We start from the raw sequence: 16,731 nt of genomic DNA, 5'->3' as shown, positions 1-16,731 counted from the left end.
AGCACGATGACATTGGGCCTGACGCATCGGTTCGAGCCGGGAGACGGCTCGAACCCGATCCCTTTGTTGCTTCTGCACGGTACAGGGGGCGACGAGAATGACCTCGTGCCACTGGGGCAAGCCCTGGCCCCTGGAGCAGCGCTTCTGTCGCCGCGAGGTCCTGTGTTGGAGCACGGCATGCCGCGCTTCTTCCGGCGTTTGGCGGAGGGTATCTTCGATCCGATCGAAGTGCGGGAAAGAACGCTGGCTCTCGCGGATTTCGTCGAGGCAGGGTGTCGGCACTACGGGCTCCGGGCGCCGATCGCCGTCGGTTTTTCGAACGGCGCCAATGTGGCCGCGACCATGATGGTCCTGCGTCCCGGTGTGCTGGCGGGTGCCATCCTGTTGCGGCCCATGATGGTCTTGGACGATCGACCCGGAGACCTCGAGGACGTCCCGGTGCTGATCGTCTCCGGTGCCACTGACCCGATCGTGCCGCGAGACAGCGTCGACAACTTGGCTTCCCTCCTGAGATCAGGCGGGGCCGACGTACACCACCGATGGGTCTCAACCGGGCACGGCCTGGTTCAGCAGGATGTCGCCCTGGCCTCGGCTTGGTTGCGCGACCGGCCGTAATCTGTAGGGGGCGCCGGCTGGACCTTTGGCGCTGCAGTGCCTACCAACACGCCTCCGCGAACGTGAAGGCTGCCGGTGTTGACGGATTGGGAATGGTTGCTGGCCGGGATGGACAGGGTGTGGGCACCCGTCGCCACGCCGCTCGGCCTCCTGCTCGCTCTGCTGGTGACCGGTCACGCCCTCCTCAATAAGCGCGATGTCGCGGCCTGCATCGGATGGATGGGTCTGGCCTGGGTGGCTCCCGTATGGGGCGCGCTGTTCTACTTCATGTTCGGCATCAACCGGGTTGCCCGGCGCGCTCGCCAGGTGCGTCCGCCCCGTCCGCCACGGCACAATGTCATCCGGCTACCGGATTACGATTTCACCGACCACTTGGCCCCGCTCGATCAGGCGGTGCGGCGCATTACGAACCGGCCGGCGGAAGATGACAATACTGTCGACGTGCTGTGCAACGGCGACATTGCCTACCCGGCGATGCTGGATGCCATCGCCGCGGCGCGTACGAGCATCGCTCTCTCCACTTATATCATGCGTGACGATCCCGTCGGGCGACGTTTCGTTGCCGCCCTTGCTGAAGCGCGACAGCGCGGCGTGGAGGTTCGGATCCTTCTCGACGGCATCGGCAGCGGTTACTTCCCCGCCATCAGCCGTATCTTGCGCCGTGCCGCCCTCCGTGCGGCGCTCTTCATGCATTCGGCGCTGCCCTGGCGCATGCCGTTCCTCAATCTCCGGAATCATAAGAAACTACTTCTGGTCGACGGGACGGTGGGCTTCACGGGGGGCATGAACATCTCGGCCGAATGCCTTCTTGCGGAACGCCCTAGGCATCCCGTGGCGGACACGCACTTTCGTTTGCAGGGCCCGGTTGTCTCCCAGTTGATGGACGCCTTTGTGCGCGACTGGAGTTTTACGACCGGCGAGGAACTCGCGGGCCAGACGTGGTTCCCGGAGCCGAGTTTAGCTGAGGGCGACAGATCGGTCGCCAGGGTCATCGCCTCAGGACCGGACCAGGATTTCGAAAAGATCGAAATGGTGCTGCTCGAGGCGATCGGTTGCGCCAATCAGTCGATCAGGATCATGACGCCCTACTTCCTGCCGGACGAGCAACTGGTCACGGCGCTCTCGCTCGCGGCACTTCGGGGCATCGACGTGGAGATCGTGGTTCCCCGGCGCAGCAATCACCGGGTCGTCGATTACGCCATGCGGGCGCATATAGGTCCGCTGCTCGATCACGGGGTGCGGTTCTGGTATGGTCGTACGCCCTTCAACCATTCCAAGCTGATGGTCGTCGACCGTCGCTGGTGCCTGATCGGCAGTGCCAACTGGGACATGCGCAGCCTTCGCCTCAACTTCGAGTTGAATGTCGAGGTCTATAGCCGTGCCATGGCCGACACTCTGGAGGGCCTCATGCACGCTCAGCAGGAGGACCGCCTGCGGGCTGCGGAACTTGCGCGGAGAAACGTCGCCGCCCGGTTGCGCGATGCAGGACTTCGACTGCTGCTTCCTTATATCTGAGCACAGCCTGACGCGGTGTATCGGAGCCTTCCACCGGGCTTAACGTCACGCTGATCGGATGATGATCCGAACGGCGACGCGGCAAGATGCGGGCCTGGTCGCAGCGTAGCCCTCGCACGAGGCATCGGTCGATGCGCAGCGGCAGCACGTCGATCATGCGGTGTGTCGGCCCTCGCGGCCCCACATCCCGGAAACCTGGCAAGAGGGCAGGGCCGACCAGATTGAAGTCGCCCAACACGGCAGCCCGGTGCGGCAACAGGGCGGCGATCTCGCGCAACTGGCGACGGTTGAGACGTTGTCCATGCGACAGGTGAACGTTGGCAATACCAAGATCGCCCACCATGATGATCTGGCCAATGCGTTCGAGCAGAGCGCCCCGGCGTAGAGGTCCAAAGGTCGGCGCATTCACCCATGGCACAGGGCTCCACATCGCAAGCCCGTGGATCCGGCCGGGCTGGGTCCTCCACGCGAAGGCGCCGCCGAGTTTGTCGCATAGGCCTTCGATCTGATGCGTGACCTCCTGCATGAGGAGGAGGTCGGGCTTTTCGCGTTCGACGAGATCCACCACGTCGGCCTGCGTCGCGCCCACGCGGCGCAACAGGTTCCAGCTGATAATTTTCACGTCGGCTCGCCGGCACAAGGGTGATTGGCTGGCTCGATACGCAGGAACCAGGGAAAAGGGAAGCGGACGGGGTAAGCGATGAGGTCTCTCCCGATCATGCCAAAAGGGGAAAACCTGAGCGGCCCCATCGGTCGAGCACCGAGGTCAACGTTGAATTTAACCTCTGGCGCGTCCGTCATGCTACATCTAAGGCCGATATCAGCACGGCGAAACTGCGGACGAGGCCCTCTGGGCCGCCTGTCCGGGATAGGGGCTAAAAATGTCGCATAATCTCCAGTTCTACATTGATGGCGCCTGGGTGGGCCCCGTAGAGCCGAAGGTGCTCGACGTCATCGATCCGTCGAACGAGGAAGCCTTCGCGCAGATTTCGCTCGGCGGAAAAGCCGATGTCGACAAGGCCGTCGCGGCAGCCAGACGCGCATTCGGCACCTTTTCCCGCACCACTGTGGCCGAGCGCCGAGATACGCTTCGCCGTGTGGTCGAGGTCTACAAGAAACGGAGCGATGATCTCGCGGTCGCAGTGTCGCGCGAGATGGGCGCTCCGCGTCCTTTTGCCCGCGATTCCCAGGTGGGAGTCGGACTGGCCCATCTTGAGAAGATGGTCGAAGTGCTGGGGCATTTCGAATTCGAGCATCGCAAAGGCACCTCGCTCGTCGTCAAGGAGCCCGTCGGCGTGGTCGGACTGATCACGCCGTGGAATTGGCCTCTCAACCAGATCACCTGCAAGGTCGGGCCGGCCCTGGCGGCGGGCTGCACGATGGTGCTGAAACCAAGCGAAATCGCGCCGCTCGATGCCATCATCTTTGCCGAGATCCTTGACGAGGCCGGCGTCCCGAAGGGCGTTTTCAATCTGGTCAACGGCGATGGTCCGACGGTGGGCCAAGCGCTCGCCTCTCATCCCGATGTCGACATGATGTCCTTCACGGGCTCGACCCGCGCCGGCATTCTGGTCGCCAAGGCCGCGGCCGATACCGTCAAGCGCGTGCACCAGGAACTCGGCGGCAAGTCGGCCAATATTCTCATGGCGGACGTCGACCTGGAAGTGGCTGTCACCAAAGGCCTCGCGGGGTGCTTCGGCAATTCTGGTCAGTCCTGCAACGCCCCGACCAGGATGTTCGTGCCGCGCGATCTGCACGACAAGGCGGCGGCCATCGCCAAGACGGCCGCCGAGACATTCCGCGTGGGTCCAGCCGATGCGCCGGGCACCAAGCTCGGCCCCGTGGTCAGCCAACTGCAATTCGACAAGATCCAGGACTTGATCCAGAGCGGCATCGCAGAAGGCGCGACCCTCGTCGCCGGCGGACCGGGCCGTCCGGCCGATCTGAACCGCGGCTATTACGTGCGTCCCACCGTCTTTGCGGATGTCACGCCCGACATGCGGATCGCCCGAGAGGAGATCTTCGGACCGGTTCTCTCCATCATGCCTTATGACACGGTCGACCAGGTCGTCCATGAGGCGAACAACACGGTCTATGGTCTCGCCTCCTATATTCAGAGCAAAGATCTGAAGAAGGCCAGGCAGGTCGCAAGCCTGATGCGAACCGGGAACGTGCACATCAATTATCCGGCCTGGGACGCCGGAATGCCGTTCGGCGGGTATAAGCAGTCGGGCAACGGCCGCGAGTATGCCGAATACGGCCTCGAAGATTTCCTCGAGATCAAGGGCATCCTGGGTTACGAGGCGGCTTAATCACCCCAACTGGGGACGATCATCGGATCAGGCATGGCGCACTGCCGCGCCTGATCCATGAAAGCCGACGTGTGCGAAGAGCTAGCGCGCTTTCAATGAAGCACTCATCCGTCGGACCGTCATGGCGCCGAGGGCCGCAACGAGGCGGGCACTGAGACCGACACGTGCGAGACGCGGTGTACGGTCTGTCTGCCAATGTTCCGCAAGACCATGGCGGATCACCTTCACGAACTGCCAGAACGCCGAAACGAGGCGATCGTCCGTCATGGCCAGAATTGCCATCGTGGCCGATGAACTGCGGGCATCCCGGCGCCAGTAGCGGATCAAACCGGCGCGGATCACGCAGAGTTCGGGGTCTCTTTTGCTGCACACGTCGTGAAGCGCGGATGCGACCATGCGCCGGCTCCGCTGGGCCTTGCGCCGCACGCGGTCATAGTGCCGGAACGCATTCCGCAGGCTGTTGGGGTGCCGGCGCAGAGCATCACGGAGACGCAATCCATCGCAGATCCCGATCGTCATGCCCGTCGCGGTGAGAGGATGGCAGCTTCCCCCGGCATCGCCAACCAGAACGGCCGCACCAAGCGATGAGGCATGAGCGACAACCTCGGCACTCTTGAAGATCAACGGCTTTTGAGTGGCCATCGCTGCGGCCACTTGCTGACGTAAGGGTTCCGGAATCGAGCCCAGCAAGCTCTCGCGATGCGATGCGGAAGCGATCCCTTCGAGCTCGATCGGGTGGTCGAACATCACGCGGGCACGACCTCCTCCGATCTCGTAGGCCAATACGAGAGAGGACCCTCCGATGATGACGTGGCCGAAACCCGGCGCCGGCAGGGTCGCGCCCTCGATCACATAGCCGGAGATCGTCGAGATGTTTCGGCGCGTGTGTTCAATCCCGACCAGGCTGCGGACGGAACTTGAAGCCCCATCGGCCGCGACAAGAATACGGCATCCGATGATTTGAAGACGACCCTCCGACTCCACCGTGATCCGAGGCGACATCGGGTCACTCATGTCCACCGCAGCCACACGGGCATCGTCGAGGAAGGTCACGTGATCGAAACGGCGCGCGGCGTTTTCGAGATTGCGGCGGAAGACGGAAAAGTCGATCGCCATAGCGCGCGAAGCCGCCACCTTGTGTTTGCCATAGGTCAGCATAATCCGCGAAGCGGCCTGTCCTTCATCCGGAAAAACTGCGAACCCCTGGATTGGCATCGCCTTCACGAAGGCTTCCGGGTCGAAGAGACCGAGCTCGTGAAGAGCCGCGACGCCGAGTGGGTGAAGAAGCTCGCCCGCCAGCCGCCGCTCGGTGCGCTGACCCGGCTCGACGACAAGGACCGAGAACCCAAATTCGCGCAGGGCAGCCGCGGTGGCGAGACCGGCCACGCTGCCGCCGGCGATCAGCACGTCGAAAAAGCGATCAGGCGCTAGCATGTCGGGCCAACTTCGCAAGCGCCATGACGGGGAAATAGGTGTTGTAAAGACGATAGTCGAGCATCGCGGTTCCAAAGAAAACGCCATTCACGCTGTCGCGTGGCCAGTCGCCATTCGCGAGCTGGCTCGACTCGAGCCAAGCACCTCCGCGTCGAGCGCTCTCCAGTGAAAGATTGGCAGTGCAAAGGAGAGCCAGGGTGGCCCAGGCGGTTGTTATCACGAGACTTCTTGGGTTATCGACATATGTGCCGCTGGCACAGCCGTCGAAATGCTCTCCCCAACCGCCATCCGGCTTTTGCCGAGCCTCGAGCCAAGCTCGTGCACGCAGGATTGCCGGGTGATCGACGGGAAGGCCGATATCCCGCAAAGCCGTCAGAGCGAACAAAGTTCCATAGACAAAATTGATGCCCCAGAATCCTGGCCAGCTGCCATCCTGTTGTTGCCGGGAAAGAACAATCTCCGTTCCTTGCCGGATTGCCTCGGTCAATCGTTCGCGGTCGACGGGCGCGCCGGAGCCGAGAATGCGGGAGAGCGCTCGGATGGAGGAAGACGTGCATTCTACATAGGTGAGTTCGGTCATGCATCGGCCGAACATCTCCGATGGGTTGAGGCGTTCCAGAAACGCTTGACCGCGTCTCCGCTCATAGCTGCCGAAACCGCCGTCCTGGTTCTGGCGGCTGAGGATAAAATCGGCCGCCTGTGGCAGCCTGATGCCGGAGATGCGATTCTGAGGCTCGATCAACCCCTCGATCGCGTGGCAGTCCAGCAGCGCGATCACGGCTTCGGCCGTGCAATCGCTGACCGGCCACGCCTGAGTACCTTCGGTGAAACACCAGCCGCCCAGATTGATATCGCGATCCTGCGCGATCCGGTCGGGCGGATCGCTCACCGCCTGCATGGCACATAGCCGCGCATAGCCCCGCCGGATGACCTGCATGTGCCGCGTCGCGGCATCAGGGCCCTCCTCAACGAGGGCTTGAAGGGCAAAGCTCGTATCCCATGCGGTTGAACGAGCGCCGGCGTAGCGCAAACCGTTTTCCTCGTCGCTCCAACACCATGCCTCGACTCCATCAAGGCTGGCGGCGACATCGGTGTCGCTTGGGTCCCGCGCAAAGAGCGCGAGCGTATTGAGGAGACCGCTGACGGGCGACAATCCTTGATAGCCGGTCGCCCGCTGCTCGTAGCGGATCCGATCGATCACGCTACTCAAAGCCCGTTTTCGCAGAGCGGCGGTTCCAGGCAGTGCACGCCAAAGGCCCGCGGTGCCCCGTGTCAGGCCGTAAAGCGCACTCAGCACCCTGCCTGGGGGTTCGTGAAGGTCGCTCGGGGCGACAGGAACCTTATGGGATGGCGGCCCACCCGCGAGGCCCGGCAATTCGTTTCTGAGCTCGTTGGTCAGCGGGCCGAGATTGGCCTGAAAGCCACTGCCGGAGAGATACGCCATGGCAAGATAGATGTATCGCGTGTGGCAGTAGAAACGAAGGGGCGACAGCGGCGAGCTGCGCGGCAGCAAGAAAAGCTCTGGCGGGCAGGGGTTCAGCCCATGCCGGTCGTAAAGGCCGATAAGGGCCAGCCAGAACAGTCCCCATTGCGGATTGGCATGAACACCATGCGGGTTCGCGGCCAGGAACTCGCGCGCCGACACTATCATCTTGTCCTGAGGAGATGCACCGAGCAGCCTTGCCGCGATGTAGACGACCGTCGTCACGAACACATAGGACCGCGATTCCGGGTGCAGCCCCCAGCCGCCATCCGGGCGGCGTGTCTGACTGAAATAGTGGAGGATGAGCCGGCGCCGCTGCTCGGATGCGATCTGCCCCACAATGGCCTGGACGATGACGGCCTGTGCTGTGATCACAGGGCTCCAGACCACCTCCGCTTCCCAGGACCCGTCGTCAAGTTGCAACGAGGCCAGTCGCTGCTGGGCCTTCACGAGGGATGTGGCGGGATGTGGAAGCAAATGACCGATAGAAGCGTTCACGCACATGTCTCGGCGGACGGAACATCCTTTGCGATCCGGTACAGGGCCGTCGATTTTTCCTGTCCAAGATCCAGACACGCCCGCGCGTGGCTCGCTGCCGAACGGATGATCAACTTCCCACCCTCTGCGCGTTCGATTGCAAGTTCCTGTGCTGCCTTCATAAGTGTCCGGGTCGATCTCGATCTTAATGAATGCTAAGGTCGGAACGCGCAACCCACGGCCTGGGTCCATGGTGAACGGTCGAAGCTTCGGTGTTTCGGCTTCTTCGCTGCGGCCGCCCCGGGTCCGCGCTGGATCTGGGCGCGTTCGAACCTAGATACGACCTCCCACATACAGCGTCGCGTAAGAAACTATGTCACAGCACAATGTCAGCATTATCGGTGCCGGACCGGCAGGCTTGGTCGCTGCCATTCGGTTGGCAATGCTCGGCGTCAAAGATGTGACACTCGTGGATCGTCACGATTTTCCTCGCGATAAAACCTGCGGCAGCGCGATCTCCCCGAAAGGGATCGAGATCCTTAAACAGCTAGGACTTCTCGAAGAGGTGTCGGCTCATGCCCTGTGGATCAATGGCATGCGGCTTATCACGCCGGCCGGACACGACGTCCGGATGATCGGGAAGTCCGATGCCGCTTTGATCTGCAATCGCAGGATCTTCGATGAAATTCTTCTGCGCCGCGCTGAAGCGCTGGGAACTGTGTTCCGTCCTGGGCTCAACGTCGATCACCTCTTGATGCGTGACGACCGTGTGGTCGGGTTCCAGGCGAAGGATGAGACGGCGGTGAAATCGGCTTTCACGATCGTCGCTGATGGAGCGAAGTCGCGGTTTGCCTTGGATCGAGGACCGCGACGCGCCTTGCAGACGATCATGGGCTGGTGGGACGGCTTCGCGCACGAGCCGGGCCTTATCGAAATGGTGTTCGATCCCCTCGTGGCCCCTCTCTATGGCTGGATGTTTCCTGAAACCGAGAACCGCGTGAATATCGGGATCTGCTACGAAGACGCGAAGCTCGAAAAAAACGGACGGGAGCTGTTTCAGAGGTTTCTCGACAAATATTACGCTGATAGGATTTCCGTCGCCCAGCCTTCTGGTGCCTGGAAAGGCCACCCGATCTCCTACTCGACCGGCATCGCGAATCTGACATCACCGGGCCGCTTCGTCATCGGCGAGGCCGGCCGAATGACGCATCCGGCGACGGGAGAAGGCATCTACCAGGCAATGCGGACAGGGATTGCCGCCGCTGAGGCGATCGCATCGGTGCTGCAGGGTCACACAGACGAGGCTCGCGCCGCCGCCGCGTATCAGACGGCCTGCCGGTCTGCATTCGGAACCTCGTTTCGAGGCGGGATGATCTGGCGCCGGCTCATCGACATCGGCGCTCTCGATGTGGTGGCCAAGGCGGCCAACCGTCCCTTCGTTCAGCGCTACCTGGCCGGGACGATGGCGCATATGTGAGCGGGTTCACGCTCTTCGCAGGTCGGACTGATCACACGAAACTCGTATTGTTGGGATCGCTGCCCCAAACCTCACTTGTCCATCTGCAAGAATCTAAACGCCAGCTGCGATATGCGAGACGCGAGTGAAAAATCGAGGTGTGTCAGCGCGTGTCCGGCATCGTGAGTACAACAGGTGAACCGGACCTTGTTGTAGGAAATGGAAATGTCCGGATGATGATTGAGCTTCTCGGCCGCGATCGCTATCTGCACGAGAAACGCAATGACATCCTGGAAATCGTGAAGCGTGAAGGACTTGGTGATCGAATCGCCTTGATGTGTCCAATCGTCCAGCTTCTCCAGTTCTCGACGGACATCGTCAGGCGACAGGGCTTGAGTCCTCGCCATAAGGTCCTCCTTGAAAGGCTGTAAGAACTATCTTCCGTGGCGCAGCTACGCAGGCCTGCCTTCGAAATACAAGATTGATGCGATGCCCGGAGGCGGCCGGGTTTAGGGAGGCGACGTCCTCGTGAGAACATCGGGATCGTAGCAATCGAATATTCGTCCTCCAGCGCGCGAGGGTGAGCGTCAGCCTCAAACTGCCCCAAGCACTTTGCGCTTCGTGAGGAACGCCTCGATCCCCTGACGAGCATCGGTGCTCATCATATTGCAGGCCATGACGTCGGCGGCATAGCGATAGGCATCGGCCAACGGCAGCGCAGCTTGAGCATAGAACATCTGTTTTCCGAGCCGGATGGCCTCAGGACTTTTGCTGCAGATCACCGCTGCCTTGGCGGCAACCGATGCTGATAGCGCCGCATCGTCCACAACCGCGTTCACGAGGCCCAAGGCAAGCGCTTCGTCGGCGTCAATGAAGCGACCTGTCGTCAGCATGTCGAAGGCGGCTTTGGGCGGAATGTTGCGGGATAGGGCGACGGCCGGTGTCGAGCAGAACAGGCCGAGGTTGACACCCGAGACAGCAAAGCGTGCAGCGCGTCCCGCCACCGCCATGTCGCAAGTCGCGACGAGCTGACAGCCGGCGGCCGTAGCGATCCCATGCACCTCAGCGATGACCGGCACGGGCAGCGCGCGGATCGCCTGCATGACCTCGCTGCATTGCGCAAAAAGCCGCTGGAAATAGTCCTCCTCGGCGTGACCATTCATCTCAACGAGGTCATGGCCGGCGCAGAAGGCGGGACCGCTGCCGCCGAGCACAACGCAGCGGATCGTTTGATCGTCTTTCAACTCAACTAGTTCACGCTGGAGAGCGCCGAGCATCGCCTCCGAAAGCGCATTGAATCGCGACGGACGATTGAGCCGCAATGTCGCGACGCCATCCTGGTCGGAGCGGAGGAGGATCTCCTCGGACACGTTGGATACCGGATCCGAGATCATGCCACCCTCCCGACCAGTCCGTCGACGCCGAGCAGACTTTCCCGCAGCATCCGCTTTTGCACTTTGCCGGTCGATGTCCGCGGCAGGTTCGCGACGATGACGCGCTTTGGGCATTTATAAGCTGCAAGGCGCTGGCGCGCGAAGGCAATGATTTCTTCAGCGGTCGGCGCTGTGGCTCCAGGAGCGAGCTCGATCACGGCGCACGGAATCTCGCCCCACGTCTGATCCGGCAGCGCCACGACGGCGGCGGCAAAGACCGACGGATGATGGCAGATCGCATCCTCGACCTCGATCGACGAGATATTCTCTCCGCCGCAGATGATGATGTCTTTGAGCCGATCGCGGATCTGCATGTAGCCGTCGGGGTGCCGCACCGCGAGATCGCCCGATCGGAAACGGCCACCCGCAAAGGCCGCTTCGGTCGCGACGGGATCTTTGAAATAGCCCTTCATCACCACGTTGCCGCGAAACCGGATCTCACCCATGGAGATGCCGTCGGCCGGGACGACTTCTCCGGTGGTCAAATCGGCCACGATCACATCCTCGCAGACGATATACCCCAGACCCTGGCGTGAGCGCTTGGCGGCTTGCGACTCTGGTTCGAGTCCGTCCCATTCCTCACGCCAGGCGCAAGCGACCGCAGGGCCGTAGGTTTCGGTCAGGCCGTAGGTATGGGTCACATCAAAGCCGCGGCCCTGCATGGCGGCGAGCACAGCTGCGGGCGGGGGTGCCCCGGCGGTCATCACCTTGCACGAGTGCGCGAAGGCGCGCAGGTCCTCCTGCTTCGCGTCCACCATAAACTTGAGCACGATTGGGGCGCCGCAGAGGTGATCGACGCCCTCGTCTGCGATCGCGTCGTAGATGGCCTTCGCCGTCACTTTACGCAGGCAGACATTCGTGCCTGCCTTGGCCGCAAGCGTCCACGGGAAACACCAGCCGTTGCAATGGAACATCGGCAAAGTCCACAGGTAGACAGGCTTCTCGACCATGTGCCATTCGAGGATATTGCCGATGGCGTTCAGGTAGGCGCCGCGATGATGATACAGCACGCCCTTCGGCCGACCCGTGGTGCCTGACGTATAGTTGAGGCTGATCGCGTCCCACTCGTCTAGCGGTCCGGTCGCCTCGAAGGCGGGATCGCCGCTGGCCAGCAGGGCTTCGTAGTCCATCGCCCCGAGCCGCTCGCCAGGCGCGGCCGGATCCGAGATGTCGATCACGATCGGTGGGTTCGCCAATGCTGCGAGAGCGCTCTTGACCACGGCGGAGAACTCGCAATCGGTGATCAGGACCTTGGCATCGCTGTGGTCGAGGATGTAGCCGATCGTGCCAGCGTCGAGCCGAATGTTGATCGCGTTGAGCACTGCGCCGGCCATCGGCACCCCGAAATGCGCTTCGTAAAGCTCGGGCGTGTTGGCCGCCATCAGCGACACGGTGTCGCCCGGTTCGATGCCGAGACGAACGAGGGCCGATGCCAGTCGCCGACATCGCTGCTCGGTCCCCGCCCAGGATCGCCTGGTCGAACCATACACGATGGCGGTGCGGTCCGGATGTGACGCCGCTGCACGGCGCAGAAACGACAAGGGTGACAATGGCACGTGGTTGGCGCGCCGCCGCGTCAAATAGTCAGCCCCGATGGGCCCGCCTTTATCCTCTAGAACTGCCATCGAAAGTTCCCCCGTCGTTTCGCTGTCCGCTTGCGTGTCGGTTGAGAGTCTTCGCCGCTTGGGTGGAGACGTCGTTGTCCGGCACTGCCGCAGCCGTTTTAGGGCCGTCTTTCCATTGAGCCTAAGACCGGGAAGCTTGTCGAGGGGACTGACTGTCCGGGCAGGGCCTTTCACCGCATCATCACCCCCTTTGGCTTTGCGAAGCGAAAGGGAGCTGCGACAGTGAGATGGGTTCTGACATCGAGGCGTACTATGACCACTACCATCACGGGTCGACGATCACGGGCCGCCGCCCTTGTTCTGGCCTTCACGCTTGCGGGCATCGGCGCCGGGCCGGCCCGGGCGCAGGGGGTCGACGCGCCGCGCCTCCAAGCCCTGGTCGATGGCCCGCAGCGTCAGCCCGCCAACCGCGCTCGTGACCCCTACCGGCACCCCATCGAAGATCTCACGTTCTTGGGTATCACGCCTTCCGATACGGTCGTGGAGATCCTGCCGGGCGGCGTGGGCTATTGGACCGAAATCCTCGCCCCGTACCTGAAGGACGGCGGTCGCTACATCGCTGCCAATCCGCCGAAGACCGACACCTCCGAGGAGGCCGTCAAGGGCAATGCCGCCCTCGCGGCCAAGATCGCTTCGGATCCGGCCGACTATGCCAAGGTCGACACGGCCGACTTCGTCCACGACGGGAATATCGTCCCCTCTGGGACGGCCGACGCGGTGCTGACATTCCGTAACGTGCACAATTGGATGGCCGACGGCTCGGCACCCGCCGTCTTCGCGGCCTTCTTTCGCGCGCTGAAACCAGGCGGCATTCTGGGGGTGGAGGAACACCGCGGCCGGTCTGATCAGCCGCAGGATCCGCTCGCCAAGAGCGGCTATGTGCGCCAGGATGCCGTCATCGCTCTCGCCGAACAGGCTGGCTTCAGGCTTGCCGCGACCTCGGAAGCCAACGCCAACCCGAAGGACACCAAGGACTATCCTGCCGGGGTTTGGACCCTGCCCCCGACTTATCGGCTCAAGGATGTCGACAGAGCCACTTATACGGCAATCGGCGAAAGCGACCGTATGCTCCTCCGCTTCACCAAGCCGAAATCTTGAAGCTTAAATAGACAGCCCTCGGTGCTACGATAAGGGCATTGCCACTGGGCGCATCGGAGCTCCGGTCGCGCCGCGCAGCTTGATGCAGGCGCCGAAAAAAGCAAACTCGTAGAGCTTCTCCGCCGCGAGTTCGTCCAGCTGGGCCATTTCCAGGATCGGCACGCCGGCCTCGGCCAGCAGGTAGGTGTGGACGGGGAAAAAATTGAGGTCATGAGCCGACGGCGTCTGCTCAAGCGTCAGATTATCGGCCCCGATCATCACCGCGCCCGCCTTTGCCAGGAACTCGGCACCCTCCCGATTGAGGCCTGGAGTGTTCTTGGTGAAGGCCATGTCTGGCCAGAGCGCCATCTGCCCGGTGCGGAGCAAGACGACGTCGCCGGGCCGCAATTCCACACCCTGATGCTTGAGGCATCCGGTGATGTCGGCCGCGCCAACAGCGTGGCTCGGGGGTAGCGTCGCCAGGCCATGCAGACCAGCCACGTCAAGCAGGACGCCGCGCGCCAGAATGGGCGGGTGTTTTTCCGGACCGCATTTCTGCCAGGCCCGGCTGCCGAGGTGATCCTGCGCCGTGAAGCCGTTGAAGATCTGGCCTTTGTAGCCGAAGTGATTGAACGTATCGATGTGGGTCCCGCAATGGGTGTACATCGAGATGCTGTCGCCGGAATAGGCAACGAGTTCGTTGGCCTCCGCGCTCACACCCATGGTGTTCGCCACGATCTCACCCTGGGGCGTGTGGGTCATCCAGATCTGGTAGGGCTGATCGCCCGCGCCGAACCAGCCTGGCATGCCCACGAAATGGTCGACCGACAGATCGAACATCTTCGAGGCGTCGGCACGACCGAGAATCGCTGAACGCGATGTGCCATCGATGAGGTGCAGCATGCCGATCTCGTCATCGCTTCCATAGGGGCTTTTTGTGACCTCATGGAACTTCGCTCCATAGGCGATGATCTTGGCTTTGGTGGCTTCATCGATCACGCAAGCGACGCACATGATTGTGTCTCCTCGGCAGTTGCCCCTTGCAAGGTTGGGCGGGACACTCGCGGTACAATGTTCGTACCACAATCCTCCCTCTTTGAGACGGCTCGTCAAAAAGCCGAACTGGCCGCGCCCCGGTTCTGGTTTCTACGCCGGCCGCCTTCAATGCAGCGCGACGCGTCCTGGAACGATGACAAAGGCGACGGCCGCCATGACGACCAACAAGCACGCTGAGAGGAGCGCCGCAGCGTGCAATCCGCCAACGAGGTCGGGTCCCGCCAATGTGCCGAACACCGCGACGCCCATCGCGCCACCGGCCTGCCGCGCCGCATTGCTGACCGCGGAGGCAATACCGGAGCGCGCGCGCTCCACGCTGCCCAGCATCGCCCCGATCATGGCGGGAATGCCGGTTCCCATCCCGCCCGGCATGAGCATGAAGGCCGGGAGGGCCAGCCAGTATGGGGACTCTGGGCCGAGCAAGAGCAGTAGCGCGAATCCGAGCGCATCAACGAGAAATCCGCCCACCATGCAGGCCCGCACGCCGAACCGCCTCACCATCCGGGCATTGATGAGATTGACCGCGACGAACGTCGCCATCAGCGGCAGGTAGGCGAAGCCGATCGTCGGGCCGTCATAGCCGCGCACGCGCTGAAAATAGAGGCTCAGCACGAAGATCATGCCGTAGAAGGTGAAATTGGCCAGGGCCCCATAGGCCAGAGCGGTCGAGAAAGTGCCGGAGCGGAAGAGTGACAGCGGCATGAGCGGCGTCGCCACCCGTGCTTCGACCCAGATGAACAGCGGTGCCGCGACCAATGCGAGAGCAAACAGCGCCAGCACAATCGGGTGACCCAGCCCAAGTGGATGGGTTTCGATCACGGCGCCGGTCAAACCGCCAAGCGCCAATATGGCCAGCACCTGTCCGAGTGGGTCGAACCCTCGACCTTTGTCCTCGCGCGGCGTCTCTGGTGCGCGCAGGCTGAGGAGCGCTGCCCCGAGGCAGATTGGCAGATTGATGAAGAAGATCAGCCGCCAGGAGCCGATTGCGAGCAACAGTCCGCCCAGCATCGGGCCGACCGCAAGGCCGATGCTTCCCGACGCCGTCCACAAGCCTACGGCCTTCAGGCGAAGCGAAAGCCTGTCCTGAGTCGCATGGTTGATCAGCGAGAGGGAGCAGGGCAACATCACGGCCGCGCCGACACCCTGCAGCGCACGTGCCGCCACCAGCGTCGTCACCCCCTGGGCCAATCCGCACAAGGACGAGGCCAATGCGAAGAGACCGACGCCCGTGATGTAGACCCTCCGCGCCCCGAAGCGGTCACCTAGAAACCCGCCGATCAGCAGCATGACGGCAAGAACGAGCGCGTAGCCGTCGACGATCCATTGTAGCCCGGCAATGCCAGCCCCGAGGTCGGTGCCCAAGCGGGGCAGGGCCACATTGACGACGGTGACGTCGATCTGCACCAGGGCGAAGCCGACACTCGCGGCCGCTTGGGTCCAACCGATGCCGTCCGTGCGGCGCTCCGAGTTCACTGCCGCCTGTCGAACGTCACTCATGGCGGCATGTCTTGCCCTTTTGGCGTTGGACCCGTCAACTTTCCTGGTCGTGAATTGTCCAACATCGTCGCAGGCGCATGTGGGAGCGAACTGGCATCCCGGATCTTGTCAGCCGGGCGGCGAACGCCGAACCACCAGGCGGCGCGTCCCTTAACCTTCTGCTCACCATCCGGACTTACCCTGCGCCAGCTTCACGCAGGAGAATAGAGATGACGGACACAGTTGGGATCGCCGGAGACCGGATTCGCTCCTTCGTCGAACGTGTCGAGCACATCGAGGAGGAGATCAAAGCCCTCACCGAAGGCAAGAAGGAAGTTTTCGCAGAAGCCAAGGGTGAAGGCTTTGACGTGAAGGTGCTCAAGGAAATCCTCAAATTGCGCAAGCAGGACCAGGACGAGCGCGACGAACAGGAATCGCTGCTCGATCTCTACATGCGCGCCATGGAAAGCAGCGAAGAACCTCAAGCCAAAGCTGCTTGATCACAACCAAAAGAGGATCTGCCGCGACCCTTATCGCGGTAGATCCTTCGGGTCAGAAAGACGCGCTGGAGCCTAAGCCTCGACCAGATCGAGCCGGATCTCGATTCGGGTGAGCCGCGTTTCCATCCGATCCATCCGTACGGAATGTTCGGCAATCGCAACGTGCACCTGGGCGACCGACTGTTCGAGTCCGCCGACCCTATGCTTTAACTGTTCGACATCTTCCGCCATCTGATCGGATGTGCCGAAGATGTGCAATCACAAGGCTGTCC

Annotated in this window: 15 protein-coding genes; 6 read left to right on the top strand and 9 right to left on the bottom strand. The window is 62.4% G+C overall.

Annotation, left to right across the window (positions count from 1 at the left end; genetic code table 11):
• Positions 1–6: 6 nt before the first annotated feature.
• Both M8523_RS17350 and M8523_RS17345 read left to right on the top strand, forming a co-directional pair.
• A complete protein-coding gene (locus M8523_RS17350; protein WP_282586147.1) occupies positions 7–615 on the top strand; it encodes an alpha/beta hydrolase in 609 nt (202 codons plus the stop codon).
• Between the two features lie 75 nt (positions 616–690).
• Positions 691–2,130, top strand: coding sequence for a phospholipase D-like domain-containing protein (locus M8523_RS17345; protein WP_428350779.1), 1,440 nt, complete (start codon positions 691–693; stop codon positions 2,128–2,130).
• On the opposite strand, the gene M8523_RS17340 is transcribed toward M8523_RS17345, so the two are convergent.
• A complete protein-coding gene (locus tag M8523_RS17340; RefSeq protein WP_282586145.1) occupies positions 2,021–2,752 on the bottom strand; it encodes an endonuclease/exonuclease/phosphatase family protein in 732 nt (243 codons plus the stop codon). The genes M8523_RS17345 and M8523_RS17340 overlap by 110 nt on opposite strands.
• A 259-nt stretch (positions 2,753–3,011) precedes the next feature.
• Here M8523_RS17340 and M8523_RS17335 point away from each other — a divergent pair, with 259 nt between their 5' ends.
• Positions 3,012–4,442 carry an aldehyde dehydrogenase family protein gene (locus tag M8523_RS17335; RefSeq protein ID WP_282586144.1) on the top strand — a complete coding sequence of 477 codons (1,431 nt, stop codon included), beginning with the start codon at positions 3,012–3,014 and terminating at the stop codon, positions 4,440–4,442.
• Between the two features lie 81 nt (positions 4,443–4,523).
• On the opposite strand, the gene M8523_RS17330 is transcribed toward M8523_RS17335, so the two are convergent.
• Together M8523_RS17330 and M8523_RS17325 are read right to left on the bottom strand one after the other, a co-directional pair.
• A complete protein-coding gene (locus tag M8523_RS17330) occupies positions 4,524–5,876 on the bottom strand; it encodes an FAD-dependent monooxygenase (RefSeq protein ID WP_282586143.1) in 1,353 nt (450 codons plus the stop codon).
• On the bottom strand, positions 5,863–7,857 hold the full coding sequence (locus tag M8523_RS17325; RefSeq protein ID WP_282586142.1) for a squalene/oxidosqualene cyclase: 1,995 nt from the start codon (positions 7,855–7,857) through the stop codon (positions 5,863–5,865). Before M8523_RS17325 ends, M8523_RS17330 begins: the two co-directional genes overlap by 14 nt.
• A 352-nt stretch (positions 7,858–8,209) precedes the next feature.
• Here M8523_RS17325 and M8523_RS17320 point away from each other — a divergent pair, with 352 nt between their 5' ends.
• A complete protein-coding gene (locus M8523_RS17320; RefSeq protein ID WP_282586141.1) occupies positions 8,210–9,313 on the top strand; it encodes an NAD(P)/FAD-dependent oxidoreductase in 1,104 nt (367 codons plus the stop codon).
• Positions 9,314–9,384: 71 nt separating this feature from the next.
• Here M8523_RS17320 and M8523_RS17315 read toward each other — a convergent pair whose 3' ends face one another.
• The 3 genes from M8523_RS17315 to M8523_RS17305 form a co-directional block, all read right to left on the bottom strand.
• Complete coding sequence (locus M8523_RS17315; protein WP_282586140.1) at positions 9,385–9,699, bottom strand: 4a-hydroxytetrahydrobiopterin dehydratase; 315 nt, start codon at positions 9,697–9,699, stop codon at positions 9,385–9,387.
• Positions 9,700–9,885: 186 nt separating this feature from the next.
• Positions 9,886–10,686: an enoyl-CoA hydratase gene (locus M8523_RS17310; RefSeq protein WP_282586139.1), complete on the bottom strand. Its 801-nt coding sequence runs from the start codon at positions 10,684–10,686 to the stop codon at positions 9,886–9,888.
• Entirely contained in the window at positions 10,683–12,350 is a 1,668-nt protein-coding gene (locus M8523_RS17305; protein WP_282586138.1) for an AMP-binding protein, read from the bottom strand. The genes M8523_RS17310 and M8523_RS17305 overlap by 4 nt, the downstream gene beginning before the upstream one ends.
• Before the next feature lie 252 nt (positions 12,351–12,602).
• Here M8523_RS17305 and M8523_RS17300 point away from each other — a divergent pair, with 252 nt between their 5' ends.
• A complete protein-coding gene (locus tag M8523_RS17300) occupies positions 12,603–13,448 on the top strand; it encodes a class I SAM-dependent methyltransferase (RefSeq protein WP_282586137.1) in 846 nt (281 codons plus the stop codon).
• A 24-nt stretch (positions 13,449–13,472) separates the two neighbouring features.
• On the opposite strand, the gene M8523_RS17295 is transcribed toward M8523_RS17300, so the two are convergent.
• Positions 13,473–14,441, bottom strand: a complete 969-nt coding sequence (locus M8523_RS17295; RefSeq protein ID WP_282586136.1) for a cyclase family protein — start codon at positions 14,439–14,441, stop codon at positions 13,473–13,475.
• A gap of 147 nt (positions 14,442–14,588) precedes the next feature.
• Positions 14,589–15,980, bottom strand: a complete 1,392-nt coding sequence (locus tag M8523_RS17290; protein WP_282586135.1) for an MFS transporter — start codon at positions 15,978–15,980, stop codon at positions 14,589–14,591.
• 209 nt (positions 15,981–16,189) lie between these two features.
• Between M8523_RS17290 and M8523_RS17285 the strand changes: the two genes are divergently transcribed.
• Positions 16,190–16,459, top strand: coding sequence for a DUF2312 domain-containing protein (locus M8523_RS17285; protein WP_282586225.1), 270 nt, complete (start codon positions 16,190–16,192; stop codon positions 16,457–16,459).
• 72 nt (positions 16,460–16,531) lie between these two features.
• Here the strand turns inward: M8523_RS17285 and M8523_RS17280 are convergent, their stop codons facing one another.
• Positions 16,532–16,690 (bottom strand): hypothetical protein, encoded by a 159-nt coding sequence (locus tag M8523_RS17280; RefSeq protein ID WP_282586134.1) that lies wholly within the window; start codon positions 16,688–16,690, stop codon positions 16,532–16,534.
• Positions 16,691–16,731 lie beyond the last annotated feature (41 nt).

Source organism: Lichenifustis flavocetrariae, from assembly GCF_026130545.1.
Taxonomy (GTDB): domain Bacteria; phylum Pseudomonadota; class Alphaproteobacteria; order Rhizobiales; family Beijerinckiaceae; genus Lichenihabitans; species Lichenihabitans flavocetrariae.
This window is presented reverse-complemented; position numbering and strand designations above follow the sequence as displayed.